Consider the following 18,700-nt stretch of genomic DNA (forward strand, 5'->3'; position numbering starts at 1 on the left):
CCCTCACGCATACAGGAGGGGAAAGCCGACCTTGGCCCATAGGGCGCGCGGAGTGGCGGGCCTGTCGGAGGCCGGGCGGGTGGCGGTGGTCCACGTCTTCGTGTGGGTGGTGGAGGTGTCGACCGATGGCCAGCCCGGGTTACCAGTCGCCGCGAAATCGGCCCATGCACGGACCATTTGGTGTGCCAGCCCATGGTCTGCGGAAGTGGGTGCGCCCCCGATGAGGAAGGCGAGACGGTCGTCATCGAGGTTGCCGAAGGCGAAGGGGATGTCCGCACAGTGCCAGGCCCGCACCACCCCGTCGCCTCCCGCGCGTCGACGATCGAACCGCGACAGGTAGGTCCGGCCTCCGGCTTGGCTGTGGGCCTCGGCGAGTCGGTTGCTGTACTCCCCGAACAGCAGGTCACCGAAGATGGCGAGGTAGACGTCAAGGACTGGAGCGTGGGGCAGCGCGGCGCGATAGCCGGCCACCAGGCCGCCGGGCAGGCCGAAGTCTTGGGCGAAGAGAGCCAGTTGTTCATCGGTGGTGATCTTCGCGCTGCTGCCGACGGCATCGAGCAACCAGTACTCCTCCGTGGTGTGACAGACCAACAGGTCCACGTCCCGGGCCGCTCCAGTGCTCATCGCGATGAGCGGATCGGCAGGCAGGACATCACCGTCGAGGACCGGCGCGTAGAGCGAGGGGTCGTAGTGACGGGATCCGGAGGAAGGGTTTTGCCGGTAGTCCTCGACCACCCGGTCGGATGCCATGACCAGTGCCTTCGGAGTCGTCGATGCCAAACCCTCGGGTGTGACTGGGCAGCCCGCCGCCGCGGCGACTTCGTGTGTGGTCGCCGCAGCGATATCGAGCGTGTAGCAAGGGCTGGCGGCGCTGTGGGCGATGGCGCGGTGAAACAGGCCGCGGGCGCGGTCCATGACCATCAGACAGGCCACTGACGCAGCCCCGGAGGACTGGCCCGCGATCGTGACGTTGCCGGGGTCACCACCGAACTCGGCGATGTTCTCACGTACCCAGCGCAGGGCCGCGACCTGGTCGAGCAGCCCCCGGTTGTCCGGGTAGGCGGCTGTCCCCCCACCGGGTACGTGGCCGAAGCCCTCGAAGCCGAGCCGATAGTTGAGGGTGACCAGGACCAGCCCGGCGCCGGCCAGGACGGTTCCGTCGAAGTCGGGCTGGGCCGAGGATCCGAAGGTGTAGGCACCGCCGTGCATCCATACCAGGACAGGAAGGCGGCTTCCGTCTGGGATCGGCGTCCACACGTTGACGGTGAGGATGTCCTCGTCGCCTGGTGACCACACGGGCGCGCCGGGCAACTGCGCCGACTGCGGGGCGATCGGGCCGAATTCCGTACCGTTCCGCACGCCGGTCCATGTCCGTGCCGGAAGAGGTTCCCGGAACCGGTTGGCGCCGAACGGAGGCGCGGCATAGGGAATGCCGAGGACGGCGACGACGTCGGCGGAGGCCCGAAAACCTCTGACTGAACCGCTCGTCGTCTTGAAGACGTCCATGGAGACTGCCTCTCATGACAGGCCGGATCGCCGGGATGGCGCGAGGGCCAGCTTTGCGTCACTCAGTACGCCAAGTCCAACAACAAGATCGTCTCGATTGACGCACGAATGATGTCAATGCACAGCCGTCGATAGACAGTGTCGGCAGACGATGGCGAGCTCAAGTGGTCAGCGCATCAACCCCGTTGAGAAGGACAACGTAGATCTCTGCCAGAGTGCGGTAGCCGTGGGTTTTGCGACGGCCCCGATCGACCCGGCCGGGTGCAGCACTTCGCGACCAAGGGCGAGGTCGAACAGCACATAGAAACTCTCAGAGTGCGCGCCACGATCTTGACGATCCTGCGGCCGATGTTCTCCATCACCACCTGGGTCGCTTCTGGTGGGAGCGGTGTCTATTTGGGTTCTTCGCCTTGGGCTACTTCTACTTGGTGGTGGATGTCGACGAGGGCGGTGATGGCAGCGCCCGTGGAGAGCAGCGTGCCGAGGGCCAGGGCGACGGCGATGCCGCGGGCTGCGCGGGGGTGGCCGGGTGTGAGGAGTGCGGTGACGCGGCGCGGGACAGGGCCGGTGGTCGCGGCCGCGGCGAAGGCGGGGCGCGTCGAGGCGGTGTCGTGTCCGGCGAGGGCGGCGCGGGCGATGGCGCGGGCGGTCAGGCGGCGGTCGCCGGTGGCAGCGGCGGCGGCCTCGTCGGCGGCGCGTTCGGCGGCGAAGCGGATGTCCGTCCGCAGGGCGCGCAGAGCGGGGTGGCAGTGGGCGGCGAGTTCGGCGGCGGCCAGGAAGTAGTGGTGGCCGGCGCGGTTGTGGGCGCGTTCGTGGGCGAAGAGGGCCTCGCGTTCGGCGGCGTCGAGGCTGCGCAGCATCGCGGTGGTGACGACGATGCGGTGCGGGCGGCCGGGCAGGGCGTAGGCGTCGGGGCGGGGGGAGTCGACGACGCACAGGTCGCCCGCGGCGGGGCGGCGGGCCGCCCGGATGTGTGCGGTGCGGAACGCGCTGAGCTGGTGCAGTGCGGAGCGCCCGAGGGTGCAGGCGCTGAGCGCGAGGGCGCCGGTGGCGAGCGCGGCGGCGGGCAGTATCAGCAGGTTCGAGGGGGTGTGCAGCGGGTGGATCAGGTCACCGAGGGCGGCGAAGAGCGGCAGTTTGAGCAGCCCGGTCAGGACCAGGGCGCCGAGCGCAGCCGCGCTTGACCCGGCGAGCGCCAGCGCGCACCCGGTGAGTACCCACAGTGCGTGGGCGGGTGCGAGCCGGTCCAGGACGCGCCGGGCCAGCGGCGGCGCCGTGAATGCCAGCAGCAGGGGCACGAGAACCAGGGCGAGTAACAGTGTGCTCATGTCTCTTCGGCCTCCAGGAGGCGGCGCAGCACCGCTTCGTCGCCGGGGTCGAGCTGTGCGACGAAGCGGGCGAGGACGGTCTCGCGGTCGGTGTCCCGGTCCAGTTCGGTGTGCATGCGGCGGGCGGTCAGGCCGGCGGCGTCCTGCACGGGGAAGTAGGCGTAGCCGCGGCCCTGGCGGACCCGGTCGACGATTCCCTTCTCGTGGAGCCGGGACAGGATCGTCGTCACGGTGGTGCGGGCGAGGCCGGAGGCGAGTTCGCCTTGCACCCGGCCCGGTGTGAGCGGCGCCTCCGCAGCCCACAGTGCGGCCATCACGGCGGCTTCCAGCTCGCCGGCCGGCCGGCGTTCGTCCATTGCGTCGGTCATGGGAACGATCCTCACCCCGCCATCGTCTACAGTGCAGTAGACCGTCTACAGAATTGTAGTCACCAGCTGTCGCGAGTGGCGCGTTCCCACCCGGGAACCCGCCGCGCCGAGGCGAAGGGCCCTCGCTGATGTCCACCCCCCTTGTTCACTCCCTATCTTCTCAGCTCGCCGTGAACGTGCTGGACGCCCAGTCGTTGCTGGCCGCCTTCGGTGTGCTGGGCGTCGGCGTGGTGCTGTTCGCCGAGACCGGGCTACTGATCGGCTTCTTCCTGCCCGGCGACTCGCTGCTGTTCACCGCGGGGCTGCTGTGCACGGGCAGCGGCTCCGCCCCAGGCCTGCACCTCTCGCTGGGGCCGCTGCTTGTCGCGGCGGCCGTCGGCGCGATCGCGGGCGCGCAGTGCGGCTATCTGCTGGGCCGCCGGGCGGGCAACACCCTGCTCACGCGCGGCAGATCGGTGCGGCTGGCGGAAGGAGCCCGGCGCGCCGAGGAGTTCCTCGCACGCTACGGGCACGGCAAGGCGATCGTGCTGGCCCGGTTCGTGCCCGTGGTGCGCACGGTGCTCAACCCGCTGGCGGGCGCGCTCGGGGTACCCGCGCGGACGTTCACGCTCTGGCAGATCGCGGGCGGCCTGCTGTGGAGCGTGGGACTCACTTCGGCCGGGTACGCGCTCGGCTCTTCGATTCCGGATGTGGACCGGTATCTGTTGCCGGTCATCGCCGTGATCGTGGCGGTCTCCCTGATCCCGCTCGCCGCCGGGCTGCTGCGCTCGCGCCGGACGGCGCGGGCTGCGAAGGAGGTTCGCTGATGTCCGCGCTCACCATGATGCTCGCCTTCGACGGATCGTCGATCGACGGTTCCGGGTATCGCGATGTGACGGAGCTCGCGGGGCGTGCGCCCGGCTGGTTCGACGGCGCGGTGTCCGCCTGGTCCACGTACGGGCTGGCGGTCTTCGCCGTGCTGCTGGTGCTGGCCTGGTGGCGGGCGCGCCGAACCGGTGCCGCGGCCGCGCTGACGGCGCTCGCGGCGCCGGTGGTCGTGGTCGTGGCGTACGCACTGAACGACGTGGTGAAGATGCTGGTGCGCGAGGACCGGCCGTGCCGGAGCCTGCACCTTGCCACGCTGGAGGCGTGTCCGGCGCCGGGCGACTGGTCGTTTCCCAGCAATCACGCGGCGGTCGCGGCCGCGGCCGCCGTGGCGCTGCTCTTCGTCTCCCGGCGGCTCGGCGCCCTCGCCGTGGTGGCGGCGTGTGCGATGAGCGCCTCCCGTATCTGGGTCGGCGCGCACTATCCGCACGACGTGGTGGCCGGGCTGCTGGTCGGTGCCGTGACCGGTGTGCTGCTGATGCGCCTGGTGCGGCGGCGGCCCCAGCAGCTGGCCGGTCGGTTGTCCGCGACCCGGTTGCGTCTGCTGTTGGGGGCGTGAGCCGTGGCCGGGGAAGTTGCCCGCCGCAGCGGTCTCGCCGATCTGGCCGGCGGGGTGGGTCTGGGTGCGTGGGCAGCATTTGGTCTCCTGGCCATGTGCGTCGTCGGCCGTGGTGCGAGCCGGCTGCCCGGGGACGAGGCGCTGCTGACCTGGTCCGTCGGTCACCGGCCCGTGGTCGTCGTGGCGCTGGCCCGCGGGCTGACCGCGACCGGGACGGGCGTCATTCCGTACGGGCTCGTCGTGCTCGCCGGCCTCATCGCGGGCCGCACCATGCGTCACCGCCTTGTCTGCGCCGCGCTCGGCCTTGGCTGCCTGACCGCGGGGCAGGCCCTGCGGTATGGGCTGATGACGTTGGCCGGCCGGCAGCGTCCGCCGCGCGTGGACTGGCGGACCCAGGCCTCCGGCTGGTCCTTTCCCTCCGGGCACACCACCACGGCGGCGCTGACCGCAGGAATCCTCATCACCGCCCTGCTGGTGCGCGCCCCGCGCGGCCGCACCCCGCTCGCCGCGGCCATCGGCTGCTGGGGAGCGCTGGTCGGCCTGACCCGGATCTACCTCGGCGTGCACTGGCTCACCGACGTGCTCGGCGGCTGGCTCCTGGCCGTCGGCTGGCTGGGCCTGTGCCTGTGCACGGCCGCCTGGTGGCTCCCGGACCGGCTCACCACACACCCGACCAAGCGCGCCTCGCACACATGGGAGCAACATGCGCCACAAGATCCTGATCGTTGAGGACGACCACACCCTGCGTGACGTCCTGGTGCGCGGGCTGCGCGAGGAGGACTTCGACGCCGTGCCCGCGTCCGACGGGGCCAGTGCCCTGCGGCTGTCCACCGACAAGATCGCGGCGGCCGTCCTGGACATCGGCTTGCCCGACGCGGACGGGCGGGACGTGTGCCAGGCGTTGCGCGCGAACGGTTTCTGGGCCCCCATCGTCTTTCTGACGGCCCGCCACCGGCTCGCGGACCGGCTCGCCGGGTTCTCCGCGGGCGGCGACGACTATCTGCCCAAGCCCTTCCACCTGACCGAACTCGCCGCCCGGCTGCGCGCGGCGATCCGCCGCACCGGCCCGCAGACCTCGACGGCGTTCACCGCCGGCGGCCTTGCCCTGGACCCCGTACGCCACCACTGCACCGTGCATGGCTGCCCCGTCGGTCTCACCCCTACCGAGTTCCGTCTCCTCGCCACGTTCCTCGCGGCGCCGGGGGATCTGGTGCGCAGACGTGACCTGGTACGGGCCGCCTGGCCGGAAGGGGCACGGGTCAGCGAGAACACACTCGACCAGTACCTGACCCGGCTGCGCCGAAAGCTGCGCACCGCGGGCAGCGACCTGACGATCACCACCGCCCGCGGGATCGGTCACTGCCTGTCATGAAATGCCACGCACGCTGGGCGCCGCGCACACTGCGTGGACGGCTCTCCCTGGTGGCGTTGGCCACCGCCACGCTCGTCATGGTGCTCCTCACCGCCGTCTTCAACGTCGTGATCCGCGAGCACCTGCAGCGCCAGGCCGACGACGAGCTGCGCACCCGCGCCGCCGCTGTCGCCACCACCATCGACACCAGCAGCAAGCCCGTACGCGTCCTGGAAACACCGGGCGACCGGCTCCTGGACGCGAACGTATGGATCTTCGAGGGCCCCCGTCCGATCGAGCAACCTGCCTCCTCCGCACCGGAGTTGTCAGCCATCGCGGCGCGGCTCGCCGCGAGCGGCAAAGAGCGCTGCGGCACCGTCGAGGCGCCCGGCTCCATCCGGCTGTGCGCACAACCGGTGGCGCACACCGGCAAGGCGGCCACGATCGTCACGGCCCTGAACCTGGCGCCCTACCAGAGCTCCGCCGACGCGCTACTGTCCGGCTCACTCGCGCTCGACGGGGCCATGCTCGCCTGCACCTATGTCCTCACCCGCCTGGCCGTCGGGCGCGCCCTGAGCCCCGTGCACACCATGACCGAGCAGGCCGCACAGTGGAGCGCGACGGCCTCCGACAGACGCTTCTGCGGCCTCGCCCACCCGGTCGAACTCGCCCGGCTCGGCAGCTCGTTGGACACGCTGCTGGACCGGATCCGCGCGCTGCTGCGCCACGAGCAGCAACTGACCGGGGAACTGTCGCACGAGCTGCGCACGCCGCTGAGCCGGATCGTCGCCGAGGTGGACTGGCTGCGGGCCCGGCCTCGTTCGCCGGCGCAGATCGATGCCGGGCACGGGACGATCGCGGACGCCGCGCAGTCGATGCGCACCATGTGCGACACCCTCCTCGACACGGCCCGCGACGACGCCGCCACCCCGCACACGGGTCTGTCCGACGCCCGGACCACGCTCCTCCGGCTCACCCAACGCACCCATGTGCCGCAACACTTGACTGTCTCAGTCGAGACAGACGAGCCGGCAGTGCCGGTCGGTGTTCCTGCGGCACTGCTGGAGCGCATCGTCAGCCCGCTACTCGCCAACGCGCTCCGCTACGCGCGCACCCGCGTCGTCGTCCGTGTCGGCCGGGAGCCGGACCGTATCCGTATCGACATCACCGACGACGGGCCCGGCGTGCCGCACCAGTTCACCGGTGAACTGTTCCAGCCGGGCCGCCGTGCCGACCCCGCGGACGGCCACGACGGAGCGGGCCTCGGTCTGCCCCTGGCGCGACGCTTGGCCCGCTCCGCCGGCGGGGGCGTCTCCTACGACGCGGACCACGTGCCCGGTGCGGGATTCGTCATCAACCTGCCGCCCGGCTGACCGGCCCCTCGCACCGCCGCACGTCGACCGTCACGCCGATCAGGACCGCGAAGAGGACGGCCGACGAGTCCGCCGTGGCGAGGGCGGCCCCCGTGGTGACCGGCTTGGTCAACAAGTCGCCGGCGGGGGCGCCGAGGAGGCGGGTGAGCACGAACGCCAGCCAGAACAGCAGCACGTCGGGACCACCGGCACCCGCGTCAGCAGGGCCAGGGCGGTGAGAGTCCAAGGACGGGTGCCGCCCACGTAGCCGAGCCCGGAGTTGGCCGCCCGCGGAGGTGCCCAGCGTGTTGGAGACGAGGATCGCGGCCACAACAGGGCCTTTGCCGCGGCGACGGGTGATGGCGCCGATCACGAACGTCATCCCCGTCGCCTTCCACAGGGCGAAGACGACGGCCAGGATCGAGACGAGGATCGCCGCGCCTCTTACTCGACGCGCCCGGGCCGCCGTTCCCGTTCGGTCGCGTCCCGGCGGGTCACCGTCAGGAACACGACCAGGGCGAGGATCACCGCGAGGAACAGCACGCTGGTGATCACGGTGCCGAAGCCGAGTCCGCCGTCGCCGGCCGGCTGGGAGAGGTAGTCGCCGATGGAGGCGCCGAGCGGGCGGGTGAGGACGTAGGCGATCCAAAAGCTCCACACGGCGTGCAGACCGAGCGCGAAGCGGGCCACGGTGACCGAGGCGATGGCCAGCGCGAACAGGACAGCGGACAGCCAGTAGCCCAGGTCCATGCGCTCGGAGAGCAGATCACCCGCAGCCGTGCCGAGCGCGAACGTGAACAGCACCGCCAGCCAATAGAACGCCTCACGGCCGGCGGTGTCGATGCTGTGGATGGACAGGGTGCGCTCGCGCCGATACCAGACGGCGAAGACGACCGTGAGGGCGAGCGCGAACACGGTGGTGGTCACGGTCAGCGGCACGCCCATGTTGTCAGTCAGGTTGTCGCTGATGAGCGTGCCGACGACGCTGATCAGTGCCACCGACAGCCAGTAGGTGCCGGGCCGGTAGGCGCTGGTGTGGAACTGGACGATGAGCGCGACCGCCAGCGCCACGCTCATCAGCAGCGACACCTTGGCCAGGCCCAGGCCCAGGTTCTCGTTGAGCAGGTCGGCCGCGGTCTCGCCGACCGTGGTGCACAGCACCTTGATGATCCAGAAGTAGACGGTGACTTCGGGGACCTTGTTCCAGCTCAGCCGGTGGCCCGCAGGGGCCGTTGGGGAGGGCGGGGCGGAGGAGACCTCGGCGGTCTCGGACCTCTCATATGTCATGGGCGAGAGCGTGCCAGCGGGAACCTGAACGCATCCTGACTGCCGTGCGGCATCCCTCGCCGGTCGCCGGCGGTCGGAGGATCATGGCTGTCATGTGCACCCGTGTCCCCGGTCCCGTGCTTTCCGTCATAGCGGCGCTGTGTCCCCGCGCTGTCCCCACGACGGAAGAGCACCGCCATGACCACTTCGACCACGTCCGCCACCCCTCCACACCCCGGTGACCGCGCGACCGACTGGCTGCGCCGTCGCCTCGGCCGCGCCGTCGCCCTCGCCTACCTGCTCGCCACACTGCTGCCCGCACCGGGACTGTGGCTGCGCCGCCCCCACCCACTCCCACTGGCCCCGCACCTCCACCTCCAGCTCCACACCACGGCGTTACTCCTCGGCCTGGTGCTGTTCGTGGCCGGCCTACAGGTTCCCGTGCAGGCCCTCGGTGCGCTGCTGCGCCGCCCTCGCGCGCTCCTCGCCGGCCTCGCCCTGCACCTGACAGCGCCACTGCTGATCGTGCCGATCGTCGCGTTCGCGCTGCGCCACTCACCCGACAGCGATGGCGGCAGCGGCCTGGTCACCGCGATCATCCTCATCGTGGCGATGCCGGTCGCGGCCGGCGCGACCGTATGGACCGGAAAAGGCCACGGCGACCAGCCCACCATGGTCGGCCTGGTGCTCGCCTCCACCCTGATCAGCCCGCTCACCGTTCCTCTCACCGTCCACGCACTGACCCCACTGCTCAGCGGCGCCTACGCGGACACGCTGACGGCTGCCGGGCACTTCCTGAGCAGCGGCTTCGCACTGACCGAAGTCGTAGTGCCGTGCGGGGCAGGGGTGCTGTGCCACGTCGTTCTGCCGGCCATGTGGCTTCGCCGACTGCTGGTCGGCGTCATCCCCACGGCGCTGGTCGGCTCCCTCGTGCTGACCTACGTCAACGCCAGCGGCGCCCTGGCCGCCTTCCTCACCCACCCCCGCCCGCTACTGCTCGGCGCCGCCCTTGCAGTGGCCACCGCGGTGTGTGCGCTCTCCTTCGCCGTGGGCCGGATCGCGTCCCGCGCCCTGCGCCTGGACGCCCCGGCCGCCGCCTCGCTGACCCTGGCCTGCGGCATGAACAACAGCAGCGCGAGCGCGGTCCTGCTCACCACCGCGCTGCCCGAAAAACCGCACCTGCTGCTTCCCGTTCTCGCTTACGGACTGCTGCAGAAGACGGCCGCCAACTGGGTCGTCCGCATCCGCCCTCAACCACGCCTCCAGCCTTCTCTGTAGAGCCTGTTCCGCGCCGTAAAGCAGGACGACTGTGAGGTGTCAGGCGAAGAACTTCATTCGGCACCTGACTGCCGGTGGTGCATGTGGAGTTCTGGCAACTAGCGTTGTCCTGGAGGAGTTTGCCTACGCAGGCTGGGGCGGGGATGCGTACAGCGGATGCTTATGTCGTAGGGCCAGAGGAGTTTGCGCAGGTGGGGCTCGGCATTCTTGCGCTGGTCGTGCTGTTCCTCCTTTTTGTCGTCTTCCTTGCTGTCCGTGATGGTATGCGGGAGCGCAGGTCGAAGCGGCTTGCTGTGGAAGCCGCTGCCAGGCGGCGTGCAGAAAGACGACGGCTCGCTGATGAAGCCGCTGCCAGACGGCGGGCAGAAGCTGAGGAAGAAGCACGACGCGAACACAAACGTCGCGACTCGGGCGTGCGGCGCCGAAAGTACGAGGAGAAGTTGCAGCGCGACCGCGAAGCGCAGGCCGCGATGCCGAAACCGAAAACGTTTGCAGAGCTGGTGCGGGAAAGTCCGCAGTGGCCAGAGCTGGTCATGGACCACGTCTTGCGTGAACTTTTGAAGAAGCCGAAGGACTCCGCATCGATCGACGTGTGGCTGCGGCACCCACAAAGGACCGCGCCGGTCTACCTCAGAGGAGAAGAGATCAAGGAAACACATGACAGAGCAGTCCGCGAAGGCTTGGCCCTGTATGACCACGACGAACAACGCTGGCGGCTCACCCGCCGCGGGCATCGCATCTTCGAAGAATTCGCAGGAGACAGGAAGCGTATGGACGAGGCAGAGAAGAAGCGTCACCAGCCGAACGTCATGATCGACGCACGTGGAGCCGGCAACGTGGCGCACACGGTCCACGGTGGCATCGTCGGGACCACAGTGAACAACACACCAGGCGCGTCCACACCGTCGGATGTGGACCTGGCCGCCGTCCTGGAATTACTGGAGCAGCTACGCAGAGCACTTCCCAACGCTGAAGGGCTCTCAGACATCGCTCGCCACCGGGCCGCAGGCGATCTCGACGAAGTTGACCGAGAACTCCGCGCCCCGGAGGAGGAACGGGAAGTGGGCCGCATCCAGGGGGCTTTGGAACGCCTTCATGCAACGTTCCTCAGTACGAGCGGGCTGATCGAGGTCGTGAACCAGATATGGAATCACCTTCGCGGCTGGCTGCCAGCCGGATAGCGCAGCCGCCGCCTCGGCTTGCCGCCTCGCGCGTACGGGCCTTTGAACAGTCAGCTGCGAACCGAGAGAGGTGTTCGAAGCCTCAACTCGCTGGCACGGGAGCCTCGTTGGTTTCCTATCCTGCCGCACTCGGCCTGCCTCATGCACTCGTCAGGTGGGTCACCATGCTCATCGTCACCCGCGAGGGTGACCGTCGCTGCAAGCTTCCGCCCCACCGACGCGCTCTCGTCGGCCTGGACTATCTGCGCCGGCGCGGCACCCTCACCCAACTCGCCGCCGGCTTCGGCATCTCGGTGGGCGCCGCGCACGCCTACACCGCCTCGGTGATCAACCTTCTCGCCGACCGTGCACCGGGACTGCTGCGTGTCCGGCGCGAAGGTGCCCCGCCCTGACCGCGGGCGGCTCCGGTGACGACGATGACCTTGCCCAGCAGGGGCCTGGGGTGCAGGTCGTTCACGGGCGCTCCCGGAGACGGCGCCGGCCCGCGGGAAGCGGCACCGGGGCGACGCCGGGCACCACGGGAACGGTCAGCGACCCGATGCCCTCGACGGTGAGCGTGACGGTGTCGCCGGGCTTGAGGGGCGGGGGAGTCTGTTCGCCGCGTACGCCCCACAGTTCGGCGAGGCAGCCGCCGTTGCCGCAGGTGCCGGAGCCGAGGAGGTCGCCGGGGACGACGCGGGTGCCGCGTGAGGCGTAGGCGACCATCTCCTCGAAGGTCCAGCTCATGTTGGACAGCAGATCGCGGCCGACGACTTCGCCGTTGACCTCGGCGGTCAGGGCCAGGCGGAGGAAGCCCTCGCTGTCGCGGTGGGGCTCCAGTTCGTCGGCGGTGACCAGGCAGGGGCCGATGCTGTTGGCGGTGTCCTTGCCCTTGCAGGGGCCGAGGCCGACGGTCATCTCCGCGGACTGCAAGTCCCTTGCGGACCAGTCGTTGAGGATCGTGTAGCCGATGATGTGCTCGCGCGCCTGCTCGGGAGTGAGGTCGCGGCCCTCACGGCCGATGACGGCGGCCACTTCAAGCTCGAAGTCCAGGACGGAGGAGCCCGGCGGCATGGGAACGGCGTCGCTGGGCCCGAACACGGCGTGGGGGTTGCTGAAGTAGAAGGTCGGCGCCGCGTACCACTGCTCGGGTACGCCGCTGATGCCGCTGACGGAGCGGCGCACGCCCTCGACGTGCTCCTCGAAGGTGACGAAATCGCGCAGTGAGGCGGGCTGGAACGGTGCCAGCAGGCGGACGTCGGCCACGTTCGGGCCGGGCGGTACGTCCAGCGCCTGCGCGCCCAGTTCGAGCAGGGCGGGCAGACCGCCGCCGGCCGCGATGACCTCGGTCAGGGACCGCACCGCGGGCAGCGGGAACAAGGCGCCGCCCGCTTCGAGGACGGCGACCCGCACGGACTGGTGGTACTCGTAGGTGACAAAGCGCATGGGGGCGGCTCCTTCCACATGGACCCGGGAGCGCGCCCGCGTGGAGCAGGGCACCACTGGAGCGGGCGCGCTCCCGGGAGTCGGTTCGGTCAGACCGGCGGGGCGACGAACACGCCGCGGTCGGGGTCGTTGAACGACTCCTTGGCGACGAGTTCGTTCATCGCGTTGGCAGTGCCCCACTGGTCGGTGACCTCGGGTAGTGAGAAGTCGTAGACGTGCGGGTGCCAGGTGTCCTCGTCGAGGAGCTCCAACTCGGTGGTGTACTCGACGGTGTTGCCGTGCGGGTCGAGGAAGTACGTGAACGTGTTGTCGCCGGCCATGTGCCGTCCCGGCCCCCAGATCTTCTGGAACCCGGCCCGCATCACGCGTCCCGAGCCGCGCATGTACTCGTCGAGGCCCCGCATCTCGAAGGAGACGTGGTGCAGGGCGGTGTGCGGGCCCTGCGCGATGGCCATGGAGTGGTGCTGGTTGGAGATCCGCATGAAGTGCATGACCTCGCCCATGTGCGGCGAGGACAGCGTGTCGGAGAGTGCGAAGCCGAGGTGACGCTCGTACCACTCCCGAGTCCGGTTCAGATCAGGGGAGTTGAGGACGACGTGGGAGAGCTTGACCGGGATGGCCTCCTTCTCCTCGATCTTGCGGTGCCGGCGCACCGCGACGTCGGCCAGGACCTCGATGGTGCGACCGTCGACGTCGAAGAACCGGAAGCCGTAGCCCCCGCCGGGCGTGTCGACCGCACCCGGCCGTGAGAGCAACTGCACGCCGTCGGACAGCAGTTGCTCGGCCAGGGTGTCGACGTCCTTCGCCGACGCGGCCCCGTACGAGACCAGGTCCAGGCGCTTCTCGTCGGCCTTGCGCAGCCGCACCACATACTGCTCGGGCGAGCCCTCGGCGGCCAGGAACGAGATGCCGGAGTCCTCTTCGACCTTGGTCAGGCCCCAGACGCCGGCGTAGAAGTCGAGCTGCTTGTCGTAGTCGGGCACGGCGAGGTCGACGTGGCGCAGATGGGTCAGCAGGCGGGACGTCATGGTGGTCCTCCTTCAGGAGAGATCGAGCAGCGCGGCAGCGGTGGCGCCGCGGACGGCCGCGAACTCGGCATCGTCCAGGCGGGCGGCGCGCAGTGCGCCGAGCGGGTCACCGCTTCCCATGTCGAAGGGGAAGTCGGAGCCGAGCAGAACCCGGTCGGCGCCCGCCACGCGCACGAGTTCGCGCAGTACGTGGGGGGCGTGGACGAGTGAGTCGAAGTACAGGCGCTTGAGGTAACTGCTGGGCAGGCGAGCGCAGTTGGCGCCCGCGTCCGAGCGAGACCGCCAGGCGTGATCGGCGCGGCCGATGTGGGTGGGCAGGTAGCCGCCGCCGTGCGCCGCGATGATCCGCAGACCGGGATGGCGGTCGAGGACGCCGGAGAAGATCAGGTGGGAGAGGGCGACCGCGTTCTCGGCGGGCTGGCCCACCGAGTTGGACAGGTACCACTGGTCCAGGCGCTCATCCAGGGTGCAGCCGAAGGGGTGCAGGAACAGCAGCGCACCGGTCTGCTCGGCCCGCGCCCACAGCGGATCGAGCGCAGGGTCGGACAGCTCGCGCCCGGGAGCGTGGCTGGAGATCTCCACCCCGAGCAGCCCCGCCTCCAGCGCATGGTCCAGCGCGGCGACGGCCAGCCGCGGATGCTGCAACGGCACCAGACCCAGACCGCGCAACCGCGTCGGCGCGGCGGAACAGTGGGCCGCGGTGGCCTCGTTGGCCAGGCGGAACACCTTCTCCGCCAGGTCTTCGTGGGCCCAGTAGTGGTAGTGCGAGGGGGAAGGGCTGACCAGCTGGACGTCCACCTGCTGCTCGTCCATGGCCCGCAGCCGGGCCTGCACATCGGTCAGGCGCGCGAACCGTTCCCGGATCATCTCGCCGCTGACCTTGAGTGCGGTCGGCCCGTTGCGTCGCGCATCCAGTGCCTTGGCATCCTGGAACTCCGGTTGCCCGGCGACGAGTTGCTCCACTTCGGGCAGTAGGACGTGTGCGTGGACATCGACGGTGTGCGTCACGGGCGTTCCCGCAACTGGGACATGGTGCGGGCCATCAGGCCGGGCACGTCGGCGTCGCGGACCTGGTCGAGCTGCCACCGGCCGATCTGCACGGACGCCTCGACGACCGCCCGGACGCGTCCGATTCGCCGCTCGTAGTAGGCGCTCAGCAGCGCGTCGTCCCAGGTGTCGCTACCGGTCAGCAGCTCGGCCAGGACCGCGGCGTCCTCCAGCGACATCGCCGCGCCCTGGGCGAGGGTGGGCGGGCAGCAGTGCGCGGCGTCGCCGATGAGCACCACACGGCCGCGGTGCCAGGCACCCTCCACCAGCATCTGGTCGAACCAGGTGTAGTTGACCTGCGCGGGGTCGGTGATGGTCTTGGTGATCTCGGGCCAGTGGCCGCCGTACGCGGAGGCCAGGCGGACCATCTCATCCGCGTAGCTTTCGGGCGGGATGCTCGCCCGGTCCCGGTTGGCCTCCACGACGTACGCGTACAGCGTGTCCTCGCTGGTGGGGCAGTAGCCGGCGATGTAGGCAGGCCCGCCGTAGGCGAGGTCGGTACGGCTCACGCCCGCGGGGCGCGGTGCGGCCACCCGCCAGATCGCCATGCCCGTGGGCTCGGGCCTGTCGGTGATACCGATCGCGGCGCGCGTGGCGGAGCCCAGACCGTCGGCGGCGACCACGAGGTCGTAGCGGGCCTCACCGCCGTCGCTCAGACGTACCGACACGCCGTCGTCGTCCTGGGCGACGATCGTCGCGGTCGTGCCCAGACGGACGTTCGCGCCGCTGGCGCGGACGGCCTCGATGAGGATCTGCTGCAGCTGCGGGCGTTGCATGCCGACCGTTGCGGGCAGGTCGTCGCCGGTGCGCAGGTCGTCCTCGACGTGCAGCACGGTGCCGTCCGGCGCCGTGATGCCGACCGAGCCGAAGCCGTAGCCCAAGGCGCTGACCTGGTCCCACACGCCCAGGTCGCGCAGCACGCGCAGGGCGTTGCCCTGCAGGGTGATGCCGGACCCGGCGGTGGCGTTCCAGTCCTGCTTCGCCTCGACGAGGTCGACCGCGAGGCCGGCCCGGCGCAGCAGGATCGTCAGGGCGTTGCCGGCCGCGCCGCCTCCGATCACGAGGACGTTGCGAGAGGGGGCCATGGAGAACTCCTTTGTCCCGGTGCTTACTTGACGGCGAGCGGGTTGATGGGGGAGCCGACCGCTCCGGTGATGGGTAGTGGGGGAGCGGCCAGGAAGAACTCGTAGACGCCGTCGGCAGCGCAGTCGTCGGCGAGGGCCTCCAGGTTCCACATCTCACCGACGAGCAGGCCCATGTTGGGGATGACGACCTGGTGCAGTGGCTGGAAGGCGGCCTCGAACTCGTTGGGGCGCACCTCGAAACCCCAGGTGTCCGTGGCGATCGCGGCGATCTCGCTGCGGTGCAGCCAGCCCGCTGTGGTGAACGACAGGCCGGGTGCGGGCCCGCCGGCGTATTCGCCCCAGCCGTCGCGCTGCACGCGGGCCAGCTGCCCGGTCCGCACCAGCACGATGTCGCCGCGCTCGACGCTCACCCTCTGAGTGTGCGCGGTCTCCTCCAGGTGCTCGGTGGTGATGGCGAATCCGTCGGCGAGCTCACCGTCGGCGCCGATGGCGCGGCCGACGTCCAGCAGCACGCCGCGCCCGGCGATGTGGGCAGCCATGTGCTCGATGCCGGTGACGAGGTCGCCGTCGGAGGTGACCGTGGTCGCGGCGTCGCGCCCGTTCCAGGCCTTGCCGTGGTCGAAGATGTGGCCCAGGCCGTCCCACTGGGTGGAGCACTGCAGCGGCATGGCCACCACATCGTCCGCGCCACCGATACCGTGCGGCAGGCCCTGGGTGCCGAGCGCGGCGTCCGCGCCGGTGTCCAGCATGGTGTGGACCGGGTTGGTGCGCCTGCGCCAGCCCTTCTGCGGGCCGTTCATGTCGAAGGGCTGCGCCAGGGAGAAGCTGACGCCGCGGCGGATGAGAGCCGCGCCCTGGATCCGCTTGGCCTCGGTGAGGAAGTTCAAGGTGCCCAGACGGTCGTCCGGGCCCCAACGGCCCCAGTTCGAGTACGCGTTGGCGGCTTCGGCGACCGCGCCCTCGGGATCAGTACGGTCGAGGCTCATGCCGGCACCTCCGCCACGCAGCGCGTGCGCTGGGCGCCGAGCCCGGTGATGGTCGCGTCCATCACGTCGCCGTCACGCAGTAGCCGACCCCAGTGCATGCCATTGCCCGCGGGGCTGCCGGTCAGGACCAGGTCGCCGGGCAGCAGCCGCACGGTTTGCGAGAGGTAGGAGATCAGCCGCGCGACCGAGAAGATCATGTCCTTGGTCGACTCGTCCTGCATGGTCTCGCCGTTCAGCTTCAGCGTGACCTGCAGATCGTCCGGTGTGGCAACGGACTGCGACGGCACGATCCAGGGTCCCAGCGGCGTGAATCCGGGGGCGTTCTTACTGCGCAGCCAGTCGGTGCCGATCTGCGGCATGTCGCGGCGGAAGACGGTGGCACGGTCGGTGAGGTCGTTGGCGATCGTGTAGCCCGCGACATGGGCCAGCGCCTGCTCTGTTGAGACCTGATAGGCGGGGCGGCCGATGACGGCGGCCAACTCCAGCTCCCAGTCCGGCTTCTTCGCCCAGGCGGGCAGTACGACGTCGTCATAGGGGCCGGTGATCGCGCTCGGCAGGCCGATGAACACGTAAGGCAGATCCTCGGCCGCGCGCCTGTCCATGATCTCGGCGGCCTCGGCGCGGGCCTCCTCCTCGCTCAGCCCGTCGGACCCGTCGCGGTGGGCGACATGCAGATCGATGACGTGCTGGCGGTAGTTGGCGCCGGACTGCAGCACCTGCCGTGGCGCGATCGGCGCGTGCACCCGGAACGCGGTCACCGACGGATCGTCACCGCAGGGACGCTCGGCCAACTCGGCGAAGGCGGACGACAAGCGGTCCCAGTCCTCCATGACGTCGAGCATCGTCAGCCCGGGCGCATCGAAGGAGCGGCGCAGATTCACCACAGAGCCGCCACGGCGGAGCAGTGCGGGAAACGTCTCTTGGCCAAGGGCGGAAAGGGTTCCCAGGGCGTACGGGCCGGAGAAGAGCGCGGGGGCGGCTTCAGGTTTCACGAACATGTCCTCCTGATTGCGGTGTGACTAATCTGGCCCCCACACCCCTGATCAGGGAAATCGATTCTGTGGATATGCTTTATCCAGCAGACAAATACCGATGGTTTCGCGCCCGAACGAAGGTCCTGTGAACCTCTCCAGCCTCGATCTCAACCTCGTTGTCGCCCTGCGTGCCCTGCTCGAGGAACGCAACGTCACGCGCGCGGGCAGACGTGTCGGTCTGTCCCAGCCCGCCATGAGTGCGGCCCTGTCCCGTCTGCGCCGCCACTTCGACGACGACCTGCTGGCCCGCACCGGTGGCCACTACGAACTGACCGCTTTGGGGCAGGTCCTTCTTGAGCGCACCGCAACCGCCTGCGACCTCATAGAGCGCCTCTTCAGCAGCCAGGCCGACTTCGATCCCGTGACCGAGAGCCGCACCTTCACCCTGCTCGCCTCCGACTACGCCGTGGCCGTCTTCGGCGCCGCGCTGGGCCGCCTCGTGCACGCCGAAGCCCCCCACGTCCGGCTCCGTTTCACCCAGACCCCCACGACGGTGGTGGAAGACCTCGGCATGCTGCTGAGCACCACCGACGGCCTGCTGATGCCCCACGGGGTGATCGGCGACATGCCCCGCACCGACCTCTTCCGGGACGAGTGGGTCTTCCTCGTGTCCGAGAGCAACACCGACGTCGGCGAGGAACTCACCCGGGCCCAGCTGGCCCGGCTGCCCTGGGTCACCTACCAGCGCACCTACGACGCCCCCGCCGTACGGCAACTGGGCATGCTCGGCATCGAACCCCGCGTCGAGATCTCGGTCGACAGCTTCACCATGCTGCCCTTCCTGGTGGCCGGCACCAACCGGATCGCCCTGATCCAACGGCGCCTGGCCCACCTGATGCACAACCTGTCCGCGGTTCGCATCGTGCCGCCTCCCTACGAGGCCGTTCCCCTGCAGGAAGCGCTGTGGTGGCACCCCCTGCACACACATGACTCCACCCACATCTGGCTACGGCAGGCAGCCCAGCGCGTCGCCGCGGAACTCGACGAACCCGTAACCCGCTAACCTCACGCTTTCGTCAGCGCGTTCGTCGATGCCTTGACC

19 protein-coding genes and 1 pseudogene are annotated in these 18,700 nt (G+C 70.0%); 9 read left to right on the plus strand and 11 right to left on the minus strand.

Features of this window, described 5'->3' with window-relative positions; genetic code table 11:
- Positions 1–3 precede the first annotated feature (3 nt).
- From ACIREE_RS27265 to ACIREE_RS27275, 3 genes are all read right to left on the minus strand, one after another.
- Positions 4–1,506, minus strand: a complete 1,503-nt coding sequence (locus ACIREE_RS27265; RefSeq protein ID WP_404157392.1) for a carboxylesterase/lipase family protein — start codon at positions 1,504–1,506, stop codon at positions 4–6.
- Positions 1,507–1,898: 392 nt separating this feature from the next.
- Entirely contained in the window at positions 1,899–2,834 is a 936-nt protein-coding gene (locus ACIREE_RS27270) for a M48 family metalloprotease (protein WP_404157395.1), read from the minus strand.
- Positions 2,831–3,202 (minus strand): BlaI/MecI/CopY family transcriptional regulator, encoded by a 372-nt coding sequence (locus ACIREE_RS27275; RefSeq protein WP_404157398.1) that lies wholly within the window; start codon positions 3,200–3,202, stop codon positions 2,831–2,833. The genes ACIREE_RS27270 and ACIREE_RS27275 overlap by 4 nt, the downstream gene beginning before the upstream one ends.
- Positions 3,203–3,330: 128 nt before the next feature.
- On the opposite strand from ACIREE_RS27275, the gene ACIREE_RS27280 reads away from it, so the two are divergent.
- Genes ACIREE_RS27280 through ACIREE_RS27300 form a run of 5 tightly spaced genes read left to right on the plus strand, consistent with a single transcriptional unit; the run spans position 3,331 to position 7,349 of the window.
- Positions 3,331–4,008 carry a DedA family protein gene (locus ACIREE_RS27280; RefSeq protein ID WP_404157401.1) on the plus strand — a complete coding sequence of 226 codons (678 nt, stop codon included), beginning with the start codon at positions 3,331–3,333 and terminating at the stop codon, positions 4,006–4,008.
- Positions 4,009–4,022: 14 nt separating this feature from the next.
- A complete protein-coding gene (locus ACIREE_RS27285) occupies positions 4,023–4,625 on the plus strand; it encodes a phosphatase PAP2 family protein (RefSeq protein ID WP_404157691.1) in 603 nt (200 codons plus the stop codon).
- Between the two features lie 3 nt (positions 4,626–4,628).
- Positions 4,629–5,354 carry a phosphatase PAP2 family protein gene (locus ACIREE_RS27290; protein WP_404157404.1) on the plus strand — a complete coding sequence of 242 codons (726 nt, stop codon included), beginning with the start codon at positions 4,629–4,631 and terminating at the stop codon, positions 5,352–5,354.
- Entirely contained in the window at positions 5,329–5,997 is a 669-nt protein-coding gene (locus ACIREE_RS27295; RefSeq protein ID WP_404157407.1) for a response regulator transcription factor, read from the plus strand. The genes ACIREE_RS27290 and ACIREE_RS27295 overlap by 26 nt, the downstream gene beginning before the upstream one ends.
- Positions 5,994–7,349 carry a sensor histidine kinase gene (locus ACIREE_RS27300; RefSeq protein WP_404157410.1) on the plus strand — a complete coding sequence of 452 codons (1,356 nt, stop codon included), beginning with the start codon at positions 5,994–5,996 and terminating at the stop codon, positions 7,347–7,349. Before ACIREE_RS27295 ends, ACIREE_RS27300 begins: the two co-directional genes overlap by 4 nt.
- On the opposite strand, the gene ACIREE_RS27305 is transcribed toward ACIREE_RS27300, so the two are convergent.
- Together ACIREE_RS27305 and ACIREE_RS27310 are read right to left on the minus strand one after the other, a co-directional pair.
- A complete protein-coding gene (locus tag ACIREE_RS27305) occupies positions 7,330–7,710 on the minus strand; it encodes a hypothetical protein (protein WP_404157413.1) in 381 nt (126 codons plus the stop codon). The two genes, ACIREE_RS27300 and ACIREE_RS27305, sit on opposite strands and share 20 nt — an antisense overlap.
- A gap of 62 nt (positions 7,711–7,772) precedes the next feature.
- Positions 7,773–8,615 carry a hypothetical protein gene (locus ACIREE_RS27310; RefSeq protein ID WP_404157416.1) on the minus strand — a complete coding sequence of 281 codons (843 nt, stop codon included), beginning with the start codon at positions 8,613–8,615 and terminating at the stop codon, positions 7,773–7,775.
- A 177-nt stretch (positions 8,616–8,792) separates the two neighbouring features.
- Here ACIREE_RS27310 and ACIREE_RS27315 point away from each other — a divergent pair, with 177 nt between their 5' ends.
- The 3 genes and pseudogenes from ACIREE_RS27315 to ACIREE_RS27325 all read left to right on the plus strand — a co-directional run.
- Positions 8,793–9,872 (plus strand): sodium-dependent transporter, encoded by a 1,080-nt coding sequence (locus ACIREE_RS27315; RefSeq protein WP_404157419.1) that lies wholly within the window; start codon positions 8,793–8,795, stop codon positions 9,870–9,872.
- 191 nt (positions 9,873–10,063) lie between these two features.
- Positions 10,064–11,053: a hypothetical protein gene (locus ACIREE_RS27320; RefSeq protein WP_404157422.1), complete on the plus strand. Its 990-nt coding sequence runs from the start codon at positions 10,064–10,066 to the stop codon at positions 11,051–11,053.
- A gap of 107 nt (positions 11,054–11,160) precedes the next feature.
- Positions 11,161–11,439, plus strand: a pseudogene (locus tag ACIREE_RS27325) (transposase family protein); the annotation flags it as partial.
- A 67-nt stretch (positions 11,440–11,506) separates the two neighbouring features.
- Here ACIREE_RS27325 and ACIREE_RS27330 read toward each other — a convergent pair.
- From ACIREE_RS27330 to ACIREE_RS27355, 6 genes are all read right to left on the minus strand, one after another.
- Positions 11,507–12,478: a fumarylacetoacetate hydrolase family protein gene (locus tag ACIREE_RS27330; RefSeq protein WP_404157425.1), complete on the minus strand. Its 972-nt coding sequence runs from the start codon at positions 12,476–12,478 to the stop codon at positions 11,507–11,509.
- A gap of 89 nt (positions 12,479–12,567) precedes the next feature.
- Positions 12,568–13,506, minus strand: coding sequence for a VOC family protein (locus ACIREE_RS27335; protein WP_404157427.1), 939 nt, complete (start codon positions 13,504–13,506; stop codon positions 12,568–12,570).
- A gap of 12 nt (positions 13,507–13,518) precedes the next feature.
- Entirely contained in the window at positions 13,519–14,514 is a 996-nt protein-coding gene (locus ACIREE_RS27340) for an amidohydrolase family protein (RefSeq protein ID WP_404157430.1), read from the minus strand.
- Positions 14,511–15,638 carry an FAD-dependent oxidoreductase gene (locus ACIREE_RS27345; RefSeq protein ID WP_404157433.1) on the minus strand — a complete coding sequence of 376 codons (1,128 nt, stop codon included), beginning with the start codon at positions 15,636–15,638 and terminating at the stop codon, positions 14,511–14,513. Before ACIREE_RS27345 ends, ACIREE_RS27340 begins: the two co-directional genes overlap by 4 nt.
- Positions 15,639–15,661: 23 nt before the next feature.
- Entirely contained in the window at positions 15,662–16,624 is a 963-nt protein-coding gene (locus ACIREE_RS27350) for a cyclase family protein (protein WP_404157435.1), read from the minus strand.
- The gene (locus ACIREE_RS27355) at positions 16,621–17,616 is read right to left on the minus strand and encodes a fumarylacetoacetate hydrolase family protein (RefSeq protein ID WP_404157438.1); all 996 of its coding nucleotides are present in this window, start codon (positions 17,614–17,616) and stop codon (positions 16,621–16,623) included. The genes ACIREE_RS27350 and ACIREE_RS27355 overlap by 4 nt, the downstream gene beginning before the upstream one ends.
- A 127-nt stretch (positions 17,617–17,743) precedes the next feature.
- On the opposite strand from ACIREE_RS27355, the gene ACIREE_RS27360 reads away from it, so the two are divergent.
- The gene (locus ACIREE_RS27360) at positions 17,744–18,661 is read left to right on the plus strand and encodes a LysR family transcriptional regulator (RefSeq protein WP_404157441.1); all 918 of its coding nucleotides are present in this window, start codon (positions 17,744–17,746) and stop codon (positions 18,659–18,661) included.
- The last annotated feature ends 39 nt before the right edge of the window (positions 18,662–18,700 follow it).

This window comes from Streptomyces sp. NPDC102467 (assembly GCF_044765445.1).
Lineage (GTDB): Bacteria > Actinomycetota > Actinomycetes > Streptomycetales > Streptomycetaceae > Streptomyces.

Coding starts and splice junctions, on each gene's coding strand:
- ACIREE_RS27335 (WP_404157427.1), bottom strand. CDS start 13,506: ATGACGTCCCGCCTGCTGACCCATCTGCGCCACGTCGACCTCGCCGTG.
- ACIREE_RS27310 (WP_404157416.1), bottom strand. CDS start 8,615: ATGACATATGAGAGGTCCGAGACCGCCGAGGTCTCCTCCGCCCCGCCC.
- ACIREE_RS27315 (WP_404157419.1), top strand. CDS start 8,793: ATGACCACTTCGACCACGTCCGCCACCCCTCCACACCCCGGTGACCGC.
- ACIREE_RS27305 (WP_404157413.1), bottom strand. CDS start 7,710: ATGACGTTCGTGATCGGCGCCATCACCCGTCGCCGCGGCAAAGGCCCT.
- ACIREE_RS27330 (WP_404157425.1), bottom strand. CDS start 12,478: ATGCGCTTTGTCACCTACGAGTACCACCAGTCCGTGCGGGTCGCCGTC.
- ACIREE_RS27265 (WP_404157392.1), bottom strand. CDS start 1,506: ATGGACGTCTTCAAGACGACGAGCGGTTCAGTCAGAGGTTTTCGGGCC.
- ACIREE_RS27285 (WP_404157691.1), top strand. CDS start 4,023: ATGATGCTCGCCTTCGACGGATCGTCGATCGACGGTTCCGGGTATCGC.
- ACIREE_RS27275 (WP_404157398.1), bottom strand. CDS start 3,202: ATGACCGACGCAATGGACGAACGCCGGCCGGCCGGCGAGCTGGAAGCC.
- ACIREE_RS27350 (WP_404157435.1), bottom strand. CDS start 16,624: ATGAGCCTCGACCGTACTGATCCCGAGGGCGCGGTCGCCGAAGCCGCC.
- ACIREE_RS27270 (WP_404157395.1), bottom strand. CDS start 2,834: ATGAGCACACTGTTACTCGCCCTGGTTCTCGTGCCCCTGCTGCTGGCA.
- ACIREE_RS27300 (WP_404157410.1), top strand. CDS start 5,994: ATGAAATGCCACGCACGCTGGGCGCCGCGCACACTGCGTGGACGGCTC.
- ACIREE_RS27280 (WP_404157401.1), top strand. CDS start 3,331: ATGTCCACCCCCCTTGTTCACTCCCTATCTTCTCAGCTCGCCGTGAAC.
- ACIREE_RS27345 (WP_404157433.1), bottom strand. CDS start 15,638: ATGGCCCCCTCTCGCAACGTCCTCGTGATCGGAGGCGGCGCGGCCGGC.
- ACIREE_RS27295 (WP_404157407.1), top strand. CDS start 5,329: ATGCGCCACAAGATCCTGATCGTTGAGGACGACCACACCCTGCGTGAC.